The organism is Paraburkholderia sp. GAS334 (genome assembly GCF_050436625.1).
Classification (GTDB): Bacteria; Pseudomonadota; Gammaproteobacteria; order Burkholderiales; family Burkholderiaceae; genus Paraburkholderia.
In genome coordinates this window covers 275152-293620 of sequence record NZ_JBNDMO010000001.1, presented here as the reverse complement: position 1 = coordinate 293620, position 18469 = coordinate 275152, and the positions used below count along the sequence as shown (strand labels likewise).

Below are 18469 nucleotides of genomic sequence, written 5' to 3'. Positions count from 1 at the left end.
ACGACGTTCTATCAGGGGAAAAACGTGGCGACACGCAAGCCGAAAATCAAAAGCACAGTGGAGCAGATTCTGGCCGTCGACGTCGGTGGCACGGGGCTGAAAGCGGCGATCATCGATGCAGACGGGCATATGAAGTCGGAGCGCGTGCGCGTGCCGACGCCACATCCTTGCACGCCGGATCAGCTTGTCGATGCGCTGGTCGCACTTGTCGCGCCGATCGTCGCGCAGTATCCACCGACGCAGATCTCGATCGGCTTTCCTGGCTTCGTGCGCAATAACCGCATCCTGACGGCGCCGCATTTCGGCGCGGTCGGCTGGCACGATATTCCGCTTGCTGAGTCGTTTGCTTCGCGGCTGGGCGGACTGCCCGCGCGCATGATCAACGACGCCGAAATGCAGGGCTTCGCGGCGATCGAAGGCAAAGGCATCGAGTTCGTGCTGACACTCGGCACGGGCGCGGGCACCGCCCTCTTTCGCGATGGCGAATTGATGCCGCATCTCGAACTGGCCCACCATCCGGTCAGCAAGGGCCGCGCATACGACGAATACATCGGTGACGCCGCGCGCGTGAAGGCGGGCAACAAGCGCTGGAACAGGCGCGTGGCAAAGATCATCGGCATCCTTGCCTCGCTCGTGAACTACGACAAGCTGTGGATTGGCGGCGGCAACGCCGCGCGCTTGACGATCGGGTTGCCGGCGAACGTGGCGATTGTTTCGAACGCGGCAGGCATCGAAGGCGGAGCAAAGCTGTGGCATCCGCGTTCGGTGCGGGAATCGCGCCAGCTGCCCGAGGCGAATGAGCGGAAGGGACCGTTCAGGTGATCGATGCCCTTCTATTCGTGGGCAAGCGAGAAAGCAGTTTGCCTCGCCGTTTGTTGAAGGTCAGCCGCCTTCATCCTCGAAGTCTTTCGGATAGACGCGCACGAGCACGATCCGCGGCCCTCGCATCTTCTTGACGACGACATCGAAGCGGTCGAACGATACCCGCTGGCCTTCGACCGGCAGATCGTTCAGTGCCTGAATCACAAGGCCGCCGACGGATTCCGCTCGCCCTTCGTCGATATCGATACCGAGCGCCCGTTCCAGCGATACCACTGGCAGGCTGCCCTTGCCCATCAGCGTGCCGTCGTCCATTCGCGTCCAGTCGGCGTCGCCCTGACGAAACTCGTCGTGAATCTGTCCGACCAGCGCGCCGAGCAGGTTGTCGAGCGTGAGAAAGCCGATCGGCTTTTCGCCCTTGTGTCCGACGAGCGCAAGATGGGGCGCGCCCTTGCGGAACCGGCGAAACAGTTCCAGCGCCGGCATGTTCGGCTGCACGTACTGCACGGGCCGGGTGTAGGGCGACAGATCTTCCAGCACGCTGCCGGCCTGACGTGCGAGCAGCAGGTCCTTCAGGTGGATCATGCCCGCGACGCGTTCGCCAGACGCGTCCTCGAACAACGGGTACCGGCTGAACCGGTGACGCGCGACGACCTGCATGTTGTCGCGCAACGGCAAATCGCGCCGCAGCCCGACCATCTCGTGCGCCGGACGCATCAGGTCGGAAACGGTCAGTCGCGAAAAGTCGAGTGAATGGGCAAACGTGTTCCACTCGTCCTGGCTATATGCCGCGGCCGCTGCTGCCGCAATACCGCCTGCGGCGCCTTCGCGGCGACCGCGCAGAATCAGCTTCAGTTCCTCGTTCGAATAATGCGTGTCGCCGCCGTGATCGGCCGTCAGACCGGCGATGCGCAGTACAGCGTTCGCGCTCGTATTCAGCACCCAGATCGCCGGATACATCGCCCAGTAGAAACCGTACAGCGGCATGGCGACCCACAACGCGATCTTCTCAGCCTGCCGGATGGCCAGCGACTTCGGCGCCAGTTCGCCGACCACGATATGCAGGAACGAAATAACCGAAAACGCGAAGAAGAGCGAAATGCCGTGAATCAGCTGCGGCGATTCAACACCGAGCAGCCCAAAGAGCGGATGGAGCAGTTCCGCGAAAGCGGGCTCACCGATCCAGCCAAGGCCGAGCGATGCCAGCGTAATGCCGAGCTGACACGCGGACAGATAGGCATCGAGGCGGCCGTGCACTTTGGCGAGCAGCTTGCCGCGCATGCCGTGCTTTTGCGCGAGCGTCTGCACGCGCGTCTGCCGCAGCTTCACCAGCCCGAATTCGGCCGCGACGAAAAACCCGTTGAGTGCAACCAGCAGCAGCGCACCAATAATGGCGACGACCTGAATCAAGGCAGAAAGCTCCAGAAACAAAAGTCGCCAGTATAGAGGTTGCAAGCTTTATGAAAGCAGATCCCTCGCAGGATGCGTGCGAATTCGATCATGCGGCGGCGAGCGGAACGCGCAGCACAAGCGACACATCGTTCTGCTCGAACTTCCCGCCGTGCGCTTCGGCGATGCGTTTGCACAACGCCAGCACCCACGCAATGCGTCCGGCTTCGCGCGGCTCCTGCGCCTGCTGACGTGCGAACGCTTCGAGCAGATGGGGAAGCGTGGCGTCGCCGAACGCGGCGGGTGTCGGCGCGAACGTGACTGTTGTGTGCCACGTTGTGCCGTCGATGGAGCTTTCGAGCGTGACACTGGCTTCGCGCGCGCTGGCCTCCACGGCGAATGTCAGCATCAGCCACAGTACCTGCGCGAGACGCTCTGCGTCGCCGCTGAACGTCTGATCCGCGGGCGTTGAATTGACCGCAATGGTCACCCCGCGCGAATCCGCAAGCGCGGCACGTACTTCAGCGACCGTCGCATCGACCAGCGGACGCAACGCAAACGGCACGCGGGCAAGCGTGAGCGCTTTTGTTTCGGCGCGCGTCGCGTCGACGATCGTCTCCAGCAGCTTCACCTGCTGCTCCACGCCGTTGCGGATGCCGACGATGGCGCGCTCTGCGGTGGCATCGGTAGCGTCGAGCTTGCGCTCCAGCACATAGGCCCAGCTGTGAATCGCATTCAGCGGACTGCGCAGATCGTGCGACACAACGGACAACACATGATCGCGCATGAAAAGCGCCGTCTCGGCGCACAGGCGCGCCGTACGTTCCCTGTCCGGGGAGGCTGGAACGCCCGGAGCCGGTTGCTGATTGCCGCTGGAAAACGTTGTCACAATCGAAATCCTGGTGTGCGATGCATGTGCGGAAACAAAGCCACATTATAGGCACGGGCAACGCCACGTCCGCCACGAAAGGCCCTCAGCCGGATGACATAGACCGTGTGGCTAGCTGGCGGGCATGCGGTCAACGCGCCTACAATGTCGGTTTTGAACAATCTGTATCGAGGAGTTCCTTATGTCGATTGTCACGACCGAATCCGGCCTGAAATACGAAGACCTGACCGAAGGCACGGGCGCCGAAGCGCAGGCCGGCAAGACGGTCAGCGTCCACTACACCGGCTGGCTCACGGACGGCCAGAAGTTCGATTCGAGCAAGGACCGTAACGACCCGTTCGCCTTCGTGCTCGGCGGCGGCATGGTCATCAAGGGCTGGGACGAAGGCGTGCAGGGCATGAAGGTCGGCGGTGTGCGCCGCCTGACCATTCCGCCGCAACTCGGCTACGGCGTACGCGGCGCGGGCGGTCTCATTCCGCCGAATGCAACGCTCGTGTTCGAAGTCGAACTGCTGGACGTCTGATCGCGTTCTGAAGATGGACCACCACGCTGCTGTCACCACGCCGACGGTTTCGTTGCGCCGCTACGGCGCAGTCGAAGCCTCGGACGTGCACGACTTTCATCAGGTCGTGCTCGGGCTCGATGGCACGATGGTGATGGCCGTGGATGGCGTTGGTCGCGAGATCGACCGCCGTTCGGCCTGGCTGATTCCCGCCGGTGCACGTCATGATTACGCGGGCATCGGCGAGAACCGGCAACTTGTACTCGATCTGCCAGCTGCCTCGCTGGCCGTGCCGGAAAGGCTCTTCGACCGGGCACGCGCCGTGGAAATCGATGGATCGCTGACCGAACTCGTACGCAACGTCGCAGCCAGCGCAGCGGGCAGCACACAGGTGGACGATGAAGCCTGGATGCGTCGGTTCAACTGGGATGCCGCCGCACGGCTCTGTGCGGCGATTCTGTCGGACGCTGGGGCGACAGGCGTCGGCGTAGATCAACTGCCCGCCCTCGGGCTCGATTTCGCGCGTATCGACCGCTGGTTGCGTGCACATCTGTCCGAACCGCTGCGCATCGCCGATCTCGCCGCGCATTGCGGTTTCGGCATGCGGCGCTTTCATCAGCTTTTTATCGAAGCGTTTGGCGAGACGCCACATCGTTATCTGCAACGGTTGCGGCTCGACACGTCGCTCACGCTGCTGGCCGATCCGCGTCACACGCTGACGGATATCGCGCTCGACATCGGCTTCGGCGATCAGAGCGCGTTCACGCACGCTTTCACGCGGCGTTTTGGGCTTGCGCCCGGGCAGTGGCGCGCGCTTCGGCATTGACCGGGCGCATGCGCGCCGTTGAGGCCAGCCGTCACGCGACCTGGTCAACGCCCTGGCATGAGTGCAGCGCCTGAGCGAGACGCAGCGCAGCGCGTGGTTCAAACCCCACGCGCTAACGCCAGATCACAACACGGTCACCCAGCCAGACCGCGCGCCAGATCGCCACGGATATCAGCCGGGTTTTCGAGGCCCACCGCGAGACGGATCAGCCCTTCCGTGATGCCCGCTGCCGCGCGTGCTTCCGGCGTGACACGAGCGTGCGTGGTCGTCGCCGGGTGCGTGATCGTCGTGCGCGTATCGCCGAGATTGCCGGTGATCGAGCAGATCTTCGTGCTGTCGATCACGCGCCATGCGTTCGCGCGCATCGCTTCCGGTGTATCGCCCTTCAACTCGAACGATACGATCGCGCCGCCCGCTGTCTGCTGACGCTTCGCGATCTCATATTGCGGATGCGATTCGAGACCCGGATAGAAGACGCGATTCACCGCCGGATGCGACTCAAGCCAGCGCGCGATTTCAAGCGCATTCGCGGACTGCTTCTCGACACGCAATGACAGCGTCTCCATGCCCTTCAGCAGCACCCACGCGTTGAACGCCGACAGCGTCGGCCCCGCGCTGCGCACGAACGGGAACACCTTTTCCATGATGAACTGCTTCGTGCCGACCAGCGCGCCGCCAAGCACACGCCCTTGACCGTCGAGGAACTTGGTCGCCGAGTGCATGACGACGTCCGCGCCGAGCTTCAGCGGCTTCTGCAACGCCGGGCTGCAGAAACAGTTATCGACAACAAACAGCGCGCCCACCGACTTCGCAATCTTGCCGATCGCTTCGATGTCGGCGATTTCGGTGAGCGGGTTCGACGGTGTCTCGAGGAAGAACATCTTCGTCTCAGGACGCACAGCGTTTTTCCACGCGTCGAGATCGGTCGGATCGACGAAGGTCGTCGTGATGCCGAACTTGCTGAAGATCTGCGAGAACATGCCGAGCGTCGAACCGAACAGGCTCTGCGAGCTGACGAGGTGATCGCCCGCCTGCAACGCCGACATCACCACCGACATGATCGCGGCCATGCCCGAAGCCGTCGCCATGCACGCCTCACCACCTTCGAGCGCGGCCAGACGGTCCTGGAACATCGTCACGGTCGGGTTCGTGAAGCGCGAGTAAGTGTAATAGTCTTCGGAATTCTTGAAGCGGTCGGCGGCTTCGGCGGCGCTCGTGAAGCAGAAGCTCGACGTGAGGAAGATCGCTTCCGAATGTTCGTTGAATTCGCTGCGCAGCGTGCCCGAGCGCACGGCGAGGGTGTCGAAGTTGAGGGAGTCGTCCATGTTCTTTCTGTTTCCGTTTTTTCAGGCCGCGATTGAGCGCTCCAGACAAGTCGAAGCGACCAACGACAGCGACAAAAAAGCCCGCTTTGCGTCGGCATAAGCGGGCTTCATGTGCGGGGGAAAGCTGGAGCGGCGATGGCGATTGACTACCTTTCCACCGTTCGCTTTAGCTGTTTTGGGTTGCCCCGCGTCCGCAAGCTGAGTTCAAATCGACGCAAGCCATCATGCTAACACGCGCGGCGCGCACCGTGAATCCGGCAATCGCGCCACGCATGCAACCCTTACTCGACCGACAGTTGCAGATGCAGTTGCGAGCGCGCCGTGCCGCCGTCGATCGCTTCGCTTGCCGCATCGCGGTCCGATTGCGCCGACGGCGCGAGACGGGCCCGTTCGATGCGATCGAGGTACTCGGTCGTGATATCGCCGGTGATGTAGTTGCCGTCGAAGCACGAAGCCTCGAACTCCTTCAGCGCCGGGTTGATATCGCGGACCGCCTGCTTCAGCGCGTCAACGTCCTGATAAACGAGATGGTCGGCGCCAATCATGCGCGCGACTTCGTCGTCCGTGCGGCCGTGGGCGACGAGTTCGCCGCGCGTCGGCATGTCGATGCCGTACACGTTCGGGAACTTCACCGGCGGCGCCGCCGAAGCGAAGATCACCTTGTTCGCGCCCGCATCGCGCGCCATCTGCACGATTTCATGCGAGGTGGTGCCGCGCACGATCGAATCGTCGACGATCAGCACGTTCTTGCCCTTGAACTCGATGCCCATCGCGTTGAGCTTCTGGCGCACCGACTTCTTGCGCACGGCCTGGCCCGGCATGATGAACGTGCGGCCAACGTAACGGTTCTTGAAGAAGCCTTCGCGATACTCGACGCCCAGTTTCTTCGCGACCTGCATCGCTGCCGGACGCGACGAATCGGGAATCGGCATCACGACGTCGATCGGAACGTCAGGCAGTTCGCGTTTGACCTTCTCCGCGAGATAGTCGCCCATGCGCAGACGCACGTTGTAGACCGGCACGCCATCGAGCACCGAGTCCGGACGGGCCAGATACACGAGTTCGAAAATGCACGGGTTCAGGCTCGGGTTCGTCGCGCATTGCTGTGCGTGAAGATTGCCTTCGAGGTCGATGAAAATCGCTTCGCCTGGCTCGACGTCACGCACGAACTCGAAGCCGATACCTTCAATGGCCACCGATTCCGACGCCAGGATCCACTCGACGCCTTCCGGCGTTTCCTGCTTGCCGAGACACAGCGGACGAATACCGAACGGGTCGCGGAATGCCAGCAGCCCGTAGCCGGCGATCAGCGAAACGATCGCGTACGAGCCGCGCACCCGGCGATGCACGCCCGACACCGCCTTGAAGAGCGCTGCCGGATCAAGTTGCAGACCGGAACTCGACAGTTGCAGTTCGTGCGCAAGCACGTTCAGCATGACTTCGGTGTCGGAGTTCGTATTGATGTGGCGGCGATCGACGCGGAACATCTCGTCTTTCAGCTGCTGCCAGTTGGTCAGATTGCCGTTGTGGGCAAGGATGATGCCGAACGGCGCGTTCACGTAGAACGGCTGGGCTTCCTCTTCGCTCGACGCGGAACCGGCCGTCGGGTAACGCACCTGGCCGATGCCGGTGTTGCCCGGCAGGCTGCGCATGTTGCGCGTGCGGAACACGTCGCGGACCATGCCGTTGGCCTTGTGCATGTGGAAGTTGCTGCCGTTCGCCGTCGCGATGCCGGCGGCGTCCTGACCGCGATGCTGCAGGAGCAGCAGGCTGTCATAGATCAGCTGATTGACCGGGGATTGAGAAACTACGCCTACGATGCCGCACATGGCATGTCCTTCAAAGGTACAAAATTCGTGACGGCGGCGACCGACGCCGGGAAAGCAGTCGGACTACACCGGAGTGCTGCAGGCTTTCTTCGACATTCGCCTTGAGCGTCACACACGGACGTAGGCAGCGAGCGTCTCAGGAAGCAGCGGTTTCAGTTCCTGTACACCTTTCTCGGCGTAGGGCCGCAGCAAGGCGTGTTGCCAGAATTGTTGCTGGGGCAGTTCGGTCAGTCCCGCGAGCGCGACCAGAATCAGCACCAGAATGACCCCGCGCACGAGGCCGAACATCAAACCCAGCGAGCGATCGACGCCGGAGAGGCCCGTCGCCTGCACCAGCCGGCTGAGCAGCGCATTCGCCACACTCGCCACCAGCACGACGCCGATCACGATCACCGCGAAGGCGATCAGCCACTGGGTCAGCGGGCCGCCCGGCCACGTGGCCGGGATATACGGCACGACATAGCCGACAAAGCGGCATGCAATCAAAAATGCGGCGATCCAGCCAATCAGCCCGAATATTTCGGATAGAAACCCGCGCCACGTCCCGCGTAGCGCCGACAGGCCGATGACCGCCATTACAGCGTAGTCGAAGGCAGTGAACATGGGCGGCTTACTGTGCAGCGCCGTTGTTCGCGCCCGACGTCAGGCCCGCTTCACGCACCTTCGCAATCGCCGCCGATGCCGCCGCGCGGTCCGCGAACGGGCCGGCGCGCAGCAAGGTACGCATCGAACCGTCGGATTGCTTCCGACGCTCGGTATATGCGGGCACACCTGCCGCTTTCAACTTCGTCGCCCAACCATGCGCGCTGGCGTCGTCCGGGAACGAGCCGAGCTGTACCGCGAAACGGTTGCCAGGCGGCGCTGCCGGCGTGCCAGAATCGGCGTCCGCAGCTGCGGCGGTCTGGAGTGCGTTGTCCGCTGTCTGCGTGGATTTCGTCGATTGTTTTGTCTGCGGCGCGGGCGCGGGCGCCGGATTCGCCTGCGGCTTCACTGGCTTCGCGACCGGTGCGGGCTTCGTGTCTTCCGTTGCAGCCTGCTTCGCAGCCGGCGTGACAGGCGCAACCGGTGCGACGGACGCAATCGCCGTAGCAGGCGCTTTGGCGACGGAATCTGTCCTGGGTTCGGCCGGCGTCAGCCCGGATGCGGCGACGGTCGTATCAGCCGGCGGATTGTCCGGCGCGACGCCTGCCTGCGTGTCTTCGCTGCTCGCGCTCGCCCTGGGCGCGGGACGGCTCGGAATATCGATCGAGATGTCGTCGGTGACGGGCTTCGGATGCGAATCGAGCACCATCGGCAGCACGACGACCGCGGCAACGACCAGCGCAATCGCGCCGACCAGCCGGCGCCGTGCGCGCTGCTTCTCGGGAAGTGTGGGGTCGAGCAGCATCGCATCCGCTTCGCTGGACCGCTCCGTGCGGCGGGTTCGCCGCTCCACCCGCTCGCCACGGGTAGCCTTGCTTGAACTGGAGTTTGCGCCGCGCCGGGTGGGCGCGTCGTCTTTCTTACCGAACGAGAAAATTCCCATGAATGGCCTGGTTCGAGGCTGCGCGCGTTCAGTGTTGCTGCGATTTACGGTAGGCCATCACACCCGCCACCGTATAGAAACTGCCGAAAACCACAATTCTACCATTGTCAGCGACACGTTTTCGTGCGTCCTGAAAAGCTTCGGCGGGCGAATCGAAGCGTTTTACGCTGCTATCCGGGCCGTCTGTGACGCCTGCTTCGCGCAGAGCCGCCTCGAGCTCGACGGCGGACGCACCGCGCGGCGTCGGCAGATCGGTCACGCACCAGTGGTCGATCTCACCTTTCAGATGCTGAAGGATCCCGGCGATATCCTTGTCGCGCATCGAGCCAAACACCGCGTACGTGTACGGAAAATAGCCCATGTTCCCGAGATTTTGCGCAAGCACGGCGGCCGCGTGCGGGTTGTGGCCGACGTCGAGCACGATCGCCGGCTGGCCCGGCAACACCTGAAACCGGCCCGGCAGCTCGACGTTCGCAAGCCCGAGCCGGATGTCCTGCGCGGAAACCGGCACGCGGTCGCGCAACGCTTCAAGCCCGGCCAGCGCCGCCGAGGTATTGATCAACTGGTTCGCGCCACGCAGCGCCGGATACGCGAGCGCCGAGCGCCGCATCGTACGGCCGACGTAGCTCCATTGCTGCCGCTCGCTGCCCGCCTGCCCTTCGTAACGGAAATCGCGGCCGAATAGCCACAGATCGGCGCCGATCTTTTCGGCGTGATCGATCAGCGTCTGCGGCGGAATCGGATCGGCGCAGATCGCCGGCTTGCCCGCGCGGAAAATGCCGGCCTTTTCGAAGGCGATCTTGTCGCGCGTGTCGCCGAGGTAGTCGGTGTGATCGATATCGATACTCGTGATGATCGCGCAGTCGGTATCGAGGATATTGACCGCGTCCAGCCGGCCGCCGAGGCCGACTTCAAAGATCACCACATCCAGCCCGCGCGACGCGAACAGGTGCATGATCGCGAGCGTCGTGAATTCGAAGTACGTCAGCGAAACGGGCTCAGGCAGGCTCTTCCGTGCCTGTTCCACCGCGTGGAAGTGCGGCAGAAGCTCGGCGTCGGTGGCGTTCTGGCCGTTCAGGCGAGCGCGCTCGTTGAACGTCAGCAGATGCGGCGAAGTATGGCAACCGACGGTATATCCCGCGCGCAGCAGGATCGACTCGAGAATCGCGCACGTCGAGCCCTTGCCGTTCGTGCCGCCGACCGTGATCACCGGGCAGGCAAACGAAAGCTGCAGCGCGTCGCGCACCTGGTTGATGCGGCCAAGACCCATGTCGATGCCGACAGGATGCGCGGATTCAAGGTGCGTGAGCCACGCGTCGAGAGTCGAGAATGAGGTCATCGGTTGCAGCCGGACAAGGCAGGTTAACCAGCAAGGCCGACATTATCCCGGAAACGACAGCGCGCCGCTTGATTGCTCTCGCGGCGCGCTTCTTTTTTACATTTGCGGAGCCTCTTCGCAATATCGCAAGAGGCACCGACGGCTACTGCAGATTCAACCCGGATCAGGCAACGGCGTCGGCCGGCTGGCGCGTCAGCAGCGCCATCAGCTGGGCGATTTCCTCGCGCAGCTTGCGACGGTCGACGATCATATCGATCGCGCCCTTCGTCAGCAGGAATTCGGCGCGCTGGAAACCTTCCGGCAGCTTTTCGCGCACGGTCTGCTCGATCACGCGCGGGCCGGCGAAGCCGATCAGCGCCTTCGGTTCTGCGATCACGACGTCGCCGAGGAACGCGAAGCTCGCCGACACGCCACCCATCGTCGGATCGGTCAGCACGGAGATGAACGGCAGCCTGGCGTCGGCCAGCTTCGTGAGCATCGCCGTAGTCTTCGCCATCTGCATCAGCGAAAGCAGGCTTTCCTGCATCCGCGCGCCGCCCGAGGCGGTAAAGCAGATGAACGGCACCTGCTGTTCGAGCGCGTTCTGCGCGCCGCGCACGAAGCGCTCGCCGACCACCGAGCCCATCGAGCCACCCATGAACGAGAACTCGAAGCACGCCACCACCACCGGCAGCGTGTGAATCGCACCGCCCATGACGACCATGGCGTCGGTTTCGTCGGTATCTTCCATCGCCTCTTTCAGGCGGTCCGGGTACTTGCGGCTGTCCTTGAACTTGAGCGCGTCGACCGGCAGGATTTCCTGGCCGATTTCATAGCGGCCTTCCGGATCGAGCAAACCGTCGAGCCGCTCACGCGCGCCGATGCGCATGTGGTGGTCGCACTTCGGGCAGACGTGCAGATTGGCCTCGACGTCGTTGCGATACAGCACCGCTTCGCACGACGGGCACTTGATCCACAGCCCTTCCGGAATCCCCTTGCGGTTCTTCGGATCGGTTTGCTTGATTTTCGGCGGCAGCAGTTTGTCGAGCCAGCTCATGTTCTATCCCTCATAGGTCTTCTTGTATGCGCAAGGCAGCGGGACGTACCCGCCGCCTTGCGAAAGACGACAAAAGTAATTGTTATCGCGCGACCGTGCTGATGCTGTCGACCGCCTGACGCACTTCCGCGATGAAGCGTTTCAGCGTGTCGGCAGCGGTTTCAGGCGACGCCTGTTGCAGCAACTGTACGATCCGGCTGCCGATCACGACGGCATCGGAGACTTCGGCCACGGAACGCGCCGTTTCGGCGTCCCGGATGCCAAAACCGACGCCCACCGGCAGGGGAACGCGCGACTTGATGGCCGGGATTTTACCTGCGATGCTGGAAACGTCCAGATTTGCCGCTCCGGTGACCCCTTTGAGCGACACGTAATAGACATAGCCGCTCGCGATCTTGCCGACTTCCGCGATGCGGTCATCGGTCGATGTGGGCGCGAGCAGAAAGATCGGATCGATGCCTGCAGCACGCATTTTTTCGGCGAACGTCACCGATTCTTCAGGCGGGTAGTCGACGACCAGCACGCCGTCGACGCCTGCGTCCTTTGCTGCCGTGGCGAACGCATCGGCGCCCATGCGCTCGATCGGATTTGCGTATCCCATCAGCACGACGGGCGTTTTATCGTCCTTCTCGCGGAAACGCTTTACGTCCGCGAGCACCGTGCGCAGGGATACGCCCTTCGCCAATGCACGTTCCGACGATGCCTGAATCACCGGGCCGTCGGCCATCGGGTCGGAAAACGGCACGCCGAGTTCGATGACGTCCGCGCCGCCGGCGGCGAGCGCGTGCATGAATTCGACCGTGCGGGCCGGATCGGGATCGCCTGCCGTCATGAACGGGATCAGGCCTTTCTTACCCTGTTCGGCGAGCGCCGAAAATGTGTTCTTGATACGGGACATGGAATTTTCTCGAAAATCGCTAACTGCGCACTAACTGCGCGTTGTCTGCGCATGGATCGTGTGGCCGGGCCGTTTCAGGTAGCTGCTGCCGCAGCAGCAGGCTTGACCGGCGCAACCGGCACGACCGCGCTGACGCGTTCGCGCGCTATCGCGCAGTAACTTTCATTGATCTCATAGCCGACGAATTCGCGCCGCTGACGGGCGCAGGCGACTGCGGTGGTGCCGCTGCCCATGAACGGGTCAAGCACGCGCCCGCCCGGTGGACAACTCGCCAGCACCATCCGCTCGACAATTTCCAGAGGTTTCTGGGTCGGATGATCGACGCGCTCAGCGTGCTGCCGATGCAACCGCGATACCGACCAGACATCCTTCGGATTATAGCCAAGCTCCAGCCACTTGCTGCCTTCGAACAACTTACGCGAACGCGCCTTCTTCGTGATGGCATCGTACGGGATGCGGACGGGATCGAGATCGAAGTAGTAATCCTTCGACACCGCGAAGAAACCAATGTTGTCGTGCACCGACGTGAAACGGCGCGTCGTGCCGCCCATGCTGGGCACGCGCCGGTCCCAGACGATTTCGTTGACCATCGTCAGCCGCGACTTCAGGAAAACGAAAATTTCCGGCGCGTATTGCCAGGTGCAGAAAATGTATAGCGAACCGGACGGCTTCAGCTTCGGAATCGCCAGATCCAGCCATTCGCGCGTCCAGGCGAGAAAATCCTCGCCGGAACGCATGTCCGAATCGTTGCCGTAGTCCTTGCCGAGCCCATACGGCGGATCGGCGAGGATCAGATCGATCGATCCATCCGGCAGGTTCGCTGCATCGGTCAGAAAATCGCGGTTCAACAAGTCGATGCCTTTCGGTGCAGAAGGCACCTGCGGCAAAGCTGCTGGCGCACCGACCAGGTCAGCCGCGCGGGCTTCGATGGTCGGTTGCGGCTCGTCGAACTCGTCGCGCATCGTCGCGGCGCTCAGAACTTGATGCCCGATCGCTCAGCGACCGTATGCATGTCCTTGTCGCCACGACCCGACAGGTTGACCAGAAGGTATTTGTCCTTCGGCAACGTCGGTGCGAGTTTCGCTGCGTACGCGAGCGCGTGGCTCGACTCCAGCGCGGGAATGATGCCTTCGATCCGGCAGCAGTCGTGGAACGCCTTGAGCGCCTCTTCGTCGGTGATGCCGACGTATTGCGCGCGGCCAATGTCCTTGAGCCATGCGTGCTCGGGGCCGACGCCCGGATAGTCGAGGCCCGCGGAAATCGAATGCGTCTCGATGATCTGGCCGTTTTCGTCCTGCAGCAGATACGTGCGGTTGCCGTGCAGCACACCCGGGCTGCCGCCGATCAGCGACGCCGCATGGCGCCCCGTATCGATGCCATCGCCAGCGGCCTCAACGCCGATCAACTGCACGGATTTGTCGTCGATATACGGATAAAAGATGCCCATCGCGTTCGATCCACCGCCGACACATGCGATCACCGCGTCCGGCTGACGGCCGACCAGTTCCGGCATTTGCACCTTGCATTCGTCGCCGATCACGCGCTGGAAGTCGCGGACCATCATCGGATAAGGATGCGGTCCGGCCACGGTGCCGATGATATAGAACGTGTTTTCGACGTTCGTTACCCAGTCGCGCATTGCTTCATTGAGCGCGTCCTTCAGCGTGCGCGAGCCGGATTCGACCGGAATGACGGTCGCGCCCAACAGCTTCATCCGGTAGACGTTGGCGGCCTGACGGCGCACGTCTTCCGAGCCCATGTAGACCACGCATTCCATGCCGAAGCGCGCTGCGATCGTCGCCGTCGCCACGCCGTGCTGGCCTGCGCCGGTTTCCGCGATCACGCGCGGTTTGCCCATGCGTTTGGCGAGCAGCGCCTGGCCAATCACGTTATTCACCTTGTGGGCGCCCGTGTGGTTCAGATCTTCGCGCTTCAGGAACACCTGCGCGCCGCCAAGCATCTGGCTCCAGCGCTGCGCATGGTAAATCGGGGAAGGACGACCGACAAAATACTTTAATTCGCGCTCATATTCGGCGATAAAGTCGGGATCTTTCTGGAATTTCTCGTAAGCTGCGCGCAGTTCATCAAGTGCATGAACCAGCGTCTCTGCGACGAACACGCCGCCATACTGGCCGAAATGGCCTCTTTCATCGGGCAAGTTGTACATTGCGTCACTCTTCTCAGAATGGAGCGCTTCGCGGCTCTGCGAGCCGGAGCACTACCTGAATCACCCGGCGTCCGCTTCGCGCACTGCGCGTACGAAGGCCGCCATCCGGGCGTGATCTTTCACGCCCTTCGCGCCCGGTACTTCGATGCCGCTTGAGACATCGACCGCGTACGGGCGCACGCGATGAATCGCATCACTGACGTTTTGCGCGTTCAACCCACCACTCAAAACGGCCCGACGCGCGAGCTCTGGAGGAATAAGTGACCAATCGAAAACCTGTCCGCCGCCGCCATAACCGTCGACGAGTGCGTCGAGCAGGAGGGCGCTGGCTGCTGAATAGTTAAGCGCCGATTCTACCAAATCGGCCCGCTGAGTATCGGCCCCGATGCGTATCGCGCGCAACCAAGGCAAACCCGCAATGTTCGCGAGCGATTCGCACTGCTCCGGCGTCTCGTCGCCGTGGAACTGAAGCATCGTCAGCGGCACGTTCGCGGCGACCTCACGCATCCATTCCGGCGATGCGTTCACAACCAGCCCCACGACCGACACGAACGGCGGAATATCGCGGGTGAGTTCGACGGCCTGCGCGACGCTCACCGAACGCGGGCTGGCCGGATAGAACACGAGACCGATCGCGTCCGCGCCGAGATCGATCGCGTGGGCGATGTGCTCGACCGTCGAGAGGCCGCACAGCTTGATGCGTGTGCGATGCGTTCGATGCTGGAGCGCGGCGTCTGGCGCCTGCGCCGGGTTGGCCTGGTCAGCCTGGTCGTGCGGGAGAGTTGTCATGATTCAGGTTGCGTCCATACGGTGCTCCACGGCACGCTGCCTGCGTGCGCGGCCGGCACCGCGAATGCCTCAGGATAGCCGACCTGCGCGAGATAGAGGCCATCGGGCATGAAGGTCGGCGCCGCGTTATTCCGGTCGCGACTGGCGAGCACGTCGGCCAGCCAGCTCGCCGGATGACGTCCACGGCCAACCGCGACAAGACATCCCATCAGGTTGCGCACCATGTGATGCAGAAACGCGTTGGCGCGAAAACGGAAGTGGATGAAGTCGCCCTGCTGGCGGATGTCGATCTGATACAGATGCTTGACCGGCGTTTTTGCCTGGCACTCCGACGAACGGAACGCCGAAAAATCATGTTCCCCGATCAGGCAGGCGACCGCGGCGCGCATCGCGTCGACATCGAGCGGCGTGTGGATCCAGCCGGCCCGGCCCGTCAGCATCGGCGAACGGACCGGATGCACATACAACACGTAATAGTACGTGCGCTCGAACGCCGAGAAACGGGCGTGGAACGTGTCCGGCATCGGCTGCGCCCATTGCACGGCGACCGTTTTCGGCAGGAAAGCGTTCGTGCCGCGCACCCAGGAGAACGGCGCGCGCTCCAGTCCGGTATCGAAATGGACCACCTGACCGAGCCCATGCACGCCTGTATCGGTGCGCCCCGCGACGACCGTCTGCAACGGCGTCTGCGCGAATTCGCGCAGTGCGCGTTCGAGTTCGTCCTGCACGGTTTTGCCATGCGGCTGGGACTGCCAGCCGTAAAACGCCGTGCCGTCGTACTCGACGCCGAGAGCAATGCGCATTACGAAAGCGGCGCGAGCGTCGACAGGAGCGCGCGCGCTTCGTTGCGCGTCGAGGCGTCGTTCGACTCGATCACTTCGTGGACCAGCGCGCGGGCGCCCGACAGATCGCCGAGTTCGATGTACTCGGCGGCGAGTTCAAGCTTGTTGCGCGCGATTTTCGCGAGATCTTCCTGCGTGAACGCCGGAAGTGACTGCGCAGGGCCCGGCGGCAATTCGAGGTCGAAATCGAGCTTCAGCGCGCCGAACGGCATCGCGCCAAGACCTGCGATCGCGGCGGAGCCAGCTGTGCCGGCCCCGATTTCGTCTGCGACACGTGGCGCTACGGGCGGCGAGGCAAAGGCCTGTCGAGCCGTGGCATCCGGCTCCGCAACCGGCTGGGTTGCGGCCGGCGCCTGCGATGACGACGATTCCGTGCGCGGCGGCAGCGACATATCGAGGCTGCCGAGCGCCGCGGCAGCGGCGCGCGGGAATTCGGTGGCGTGCGGCAGACCGACGAACGGCGTTTGCGAGGTCGACGACGAAGCGACGTCGAGTTCAGGGACCGGCGGCTGCGACCCGAAAGGCTTCTCTTCGAACTGCGGCTCCGCGCGCGCCAAATCGGCGGCCTCCGCAGAGGCCAGCGGTGCATGTGCGCCTACGTCGACAGCGCGAGCCGCTTCGTGATCGACCGGTGGTTCATCGTGCGCAGCATGCTGGATCGGCGCGTCATGATGCACGTCCGCTGCGACGCGTGCGTCCGGTTCGGCAACCGGCGATGCCGGCGCTTCGGCATGAGCAGCCGCTGCGTGACGCGGCGATGCGTCCAGGACCGGTTGTACGGGCTCCGCGTGCGCCGCCGGCTCGATGTGCTCGCCGGGCGCTTCGACGTGAGCGGTCTCGGCTGGCAGAACAGTCGCGATGTGCTGTGGGGTCTCTTCTGCCGCTTCGGTGTCGTACGCCGCATCGTCGCGCGCGCCGGAGCCGATGTATCGCGCGCCTTCGTCCTCGTCCAGCGCATGCGACGCCGGATCGATCTGTTCCAGCGGCAACGCTTCGGCGCCCAGTCCGGCTGCGGCAGCGAGACTCGCTGAGCCCGTTGCGCCTTCGAGCGTGTCATGCGGCACCGGCGGGAAGGCCTGGGCCTGCACATCTTCTTTTGCACGCGGCGCGGCCGGTGCCGCGCCCCGGCTGGGGGCTACTCCGCTTTCGACCGGCGACGCACCGGCGGCATTCGCTGCCGGCCGACGCCGGCGCCACACCGTCAGACTCAGGATCAGCGCGATGACCGCCGCCACTGCAGCCGCGATCCCTGCGACCAGTTCCGGCGACATTCCCTCCGCACCCGCGCCGACGTTGCCGGCCACAACGGCCGAACTGGCCGTCGCAGCGCTTGCGGAAGCCGCGCCGGGGTTGCCCTGCTGCGTCGAATTCGCCGGCGCAGCGGCCGCACTGCCCGCTTGCGGTGCCTTCACTACCGGCACGATGCCGTGCTTCTGCAATTCCATCAGCACGCGGTTCTTCAGCGCGAGCAGTTGCTGGAGACTGGAAACCGACGTGCGTGCCTGCGACGCCACCTGCGGCGCAACAGCGGTCGTCGCGGGCGCCACGGCGGCGGACGCGCCTTCAGACGGCGTGCTGGCCGACTGGATCGCCCCGGTCCACACGTGCGCGCCGCTAGCCGTCGAAAGCGGTTGCGCGGACGGTTCAGCGGGCTGCGATGCCCCGGTCGCCGCTACGGACGAAGCCACAGCCGCGCTCGCGCCCGTCGGCACGCTCGCACCGTTCACAGTCGCGGTATTCGCCGCAGCGGCCTGACTCGCCGATGAAGGCGGCGTAATCGTGGCGGACGTGGACGCCGAAGCCGCTAAAGCCGGCGAAGCAGACACCGCAGAAGCCGCAGCGGAAGCCGAACCTGCAACCGAACCCGACGCCCCAGCGGTAGCCGACCCGGCAACCGGCGCACTGGCCACGACACCCAACGTATCCAGCGACGGCACATTCAGCACCGCACCCAGCCGCATGCGGCTCGGATCGTGTCCCATGAACGCATTCGGGTTGGCATCGAAGATCGCCTTCGACGCGCGCGCCAAAGTCGCGCGATCGTGCGACTGCGTGAGCGCAATCGCAATGTCGTTCAGCGACTGACCCGGACGCACCGTGTACTGCGCGTCGGACTCGACGACGGCAGGCACGCTGGCCGCGTCCGTCGTCGCTGCGCGCGCGATATCCGCGCCGGCACCACTCAATGCAAATGCAAAGGCAACGGCGGCCGCCAGACGGCCCGCGCGAACACAGGAAACCATAGCGGGAAGGGAATGAAATCGAACGGTCATCGGGAGCTCTGGCGCGGCTTC

The 18469-nt window shown here is 63.8% G+C and carries 17 protein-coding genes; 3 read left to right on the top strand and 14 right to left on the bottom strand.

Annotation, left to right across the window (positions count from 1 at the left end; genetic code table 11):
- Nucleotides 1-24: 24 nt before the first annotated feature.
- Nucleotides 25-822 carry an ROK family protein gene (locus tag P3T21_RS01260; RefSeq protein WP_429254114.1) on the top strand — a complete coding sequence of 266 codons (798 nt, stop codon included), beginning with the start codon at nt 25-27 and terminating at the stop codon, nt 820-822.
- Nucleotides 823-882: 60 nt separating this feature from the next.
- Here the strand turns inward: P3T21_RS01260 and P3T21_RS01255 are convergent, their stop codons facing one another.
- Complete coding sequence (locus P3T21_RS01255; protein ID WP_429254113.1) at nt 883-2229, bottom strand: hemolysin family protein; 1347 nt, start codon at nt 2227-2229, stop codon at nt 883-885.
- An 88-nt stretch (nt 2230-2317) separates the two neighbouring features.
- Entirely contained in the window at nt 2318-3097 is a 780-nt protein-coding gene (locus P3T21_RS01250; RefSeq protein WP_429254112.1) for a sensor histidine kinase, read from the bottom strand.
- A gap of 181 nt (nt 3098-3278) precedes the next feature.
- Between P3T21_RS01250 and P3T21_RS01245 the strand changes: the two genes are divergently transcribed.
- Together P3T21_RS01245 and P3T21_RS01240 are read left to right on the top strand one after the other, a co-directional pair.
- Nucleotides 3279-3620: an FKBP-type peptidyl-prolyl cis-trans isomerase gene (locus P3T21_RS01245; protein ID WP_429254111.1), complete on the top strand. Its 342-nt coding sequence runs from the start codon at nt 3279-3281 to the stop codon at nt 3618-3620.
- A 13-nt stretch (nt 3621-3633) separates the two neighbouring features.
- Nucleotides 3634-4425 carry a helix-turn-helix domain-containing protein gene (locus tag P3T21_RS01240; RefSeq protein WP_429254110.1) on the top strand — a complete coding sequence of 264 codons (792 nt, stop codon included), beginning with the start codon at nt 3634-3636 and terminating at the stop codon, nt 4423-4425.
- Nucleotides 4426-4559: 134 nt separating this feature from the next.
- Here the strand turns inward: P3T21_RS01240 and P3T21_RS01235 are convergent, their stop codons facing one another.
- The 12 genes from P3T21_RS01235 to P3T21_RS01180 all read right to left on the bottom strand — a co-directional run bounded on the left by P3T21_RS01235 (nt 4560) and on the right by P3T21_RS01180 (nt 18448).
- Complete coding sequence (locus P3T21_RS01235; protein WP_429254109.1) at nt 4560-5750, bottom strand: O-succinylhomoserine sulfhydrylase; 1191 nt, start codon at nt 5748-5750, stop codon at nt 4560-4562.
- Nucleotides 5751-6031: 281 nt separating this feature from the next.
- Nucleotides 6032-7579, bottom strand: a complete 1548-nt coding sequence (gene purF / locus P3T21_RS01230; protein ID WP_429254108.1) for an amidophosphoribosyltransferase — start codon at nt 7577-7579, stop codon at nt 6032-6034.
- Between the two features lie 108 nt (nt 7580-7687).
- The gene (locus tag P3T21_RS01225; protein WP_429254107.1) at nt 7688-8182 is read right to left on the bottom strand and encodes a CvpA family protein; all 495 of its coding nucleotides are present in this window, start codon (nt 8180-8182) and stop codon (nt 7688-7690) included.
- Nucleotides 8183-8189: 7 nt separating this feature from the next.
- Nucleotides 8190-9104, bottom strand: coding sequence for an SPOR domain-containing protein (locus P3T21_RS01220; protein WP_429254106.1), 915 nt, complete (start codon nt 9102-9104; stop codon nt 8190-8192).
- A gap of 28 nt (nt 9105-9132) precedes the next feature.
- Nucleotides 9133-10443 carry a bifunctional tetrahydrofolate synthase/dihydrofolate synthase gene (folC, locus tag P3T21_RS01215; protein ID WP_429254105.1) on the bottom strand — a complete coding sequence of 437 codons (1311 nt, stop codon included), beginning with the start codon at nt 10441-10443 and terminating at the stop codon, nt 9133-9135.
- Nucleotides 10444-10606: 163 nt separating this feature from the next.
- The gene (gene accD, locus P3T21_RS01210) at nt 10607-11479 is read right to left on the bottom strand and encodes an acetyl-CoA carboxylase, carboxyltransferase subunit beta (RefSeq protein ID WP_429254104.1); all 873 of its coding nucleotides are present in this window, start codon (nt 11477-11479) and stop codon (nt 10607-10609) included.
- An 82-nt stretch (nt 11480-11561) separates the two neighbouring features.
- On the bottom strand, nt 11562-12377 hold the full coding sequence (gene trpA / locus P3T21_RS01205) for a tryptophan synthase subunit alpha (RefSeq protein ID WP_429254103.1): 816 nt from the start codon (nt 12375-12377) through the stop codon (nt 11562-11564).
- A gap of 74 nt (nt 12378-12451) precedes the next feature.
- A complete protein-coding gene (locus P3T21_RS01200) occupies nt 12452-13339 on the bottom strand; it encodes a DNA-methyltransferase (protein ID WP_429254102.1) in 888 nt (295 codons plus the stop codon).
- A gap of 11 nt (nt 13340-13350) precedes the next feature.
- On the bottom strand, nt 13351-14544 hold the full coding sequence (trpB, locus tag P3T21_RS01195) for a tryptophan synthase subunit beta (protein ID WP_429254101.1): 1194 nt from the start codon (nt 14542-14544) through the stop codon (nt 13351-13353).
- A gap of 60 nt (nt 14545-14604) precedes the next feature.
- Nucleotides 14605-15333 (bottom strand): phosphoribosylanthranilate isomerase, encoded by a 729-nt coding sequence (locus P3T21_RS01190; protein WP_429254100.1) that lies wholly within the window; start codon nt 15331-15333, stop codon nt 14605-14607.
- On the bottom strand, nt 15330-16136 hold the full coding sequence (gene truA / locus P3T21_RS01185) for a tRNA pseudouridine(38-40) synthase TruA (protein ID WP_429254099.1): 807 nt from the start codon (nt 16134-16136) through the stop codon (nt 15330-15332). The genes P3T21_RS01190 and truA overlap by 4 nt, the downstream gene beginning before the upstream one ends.
- Nucleotides 16136-18448, bottom strand: coding sequence for a FimV/HubP family polar landmark protein (locus P3T21_RS01180; RefSeq protein WP_429254098.1), 2313 nt, complete (start codon nt 18446-18448; stop codon nt 16136-16138). Before P3T21_RS01180 ends, truA begins: the two co-directional genes overlap by 1 nt.
- Between the last annotated feature and the right edge of the window lie 21 nt (nt 18449-18469).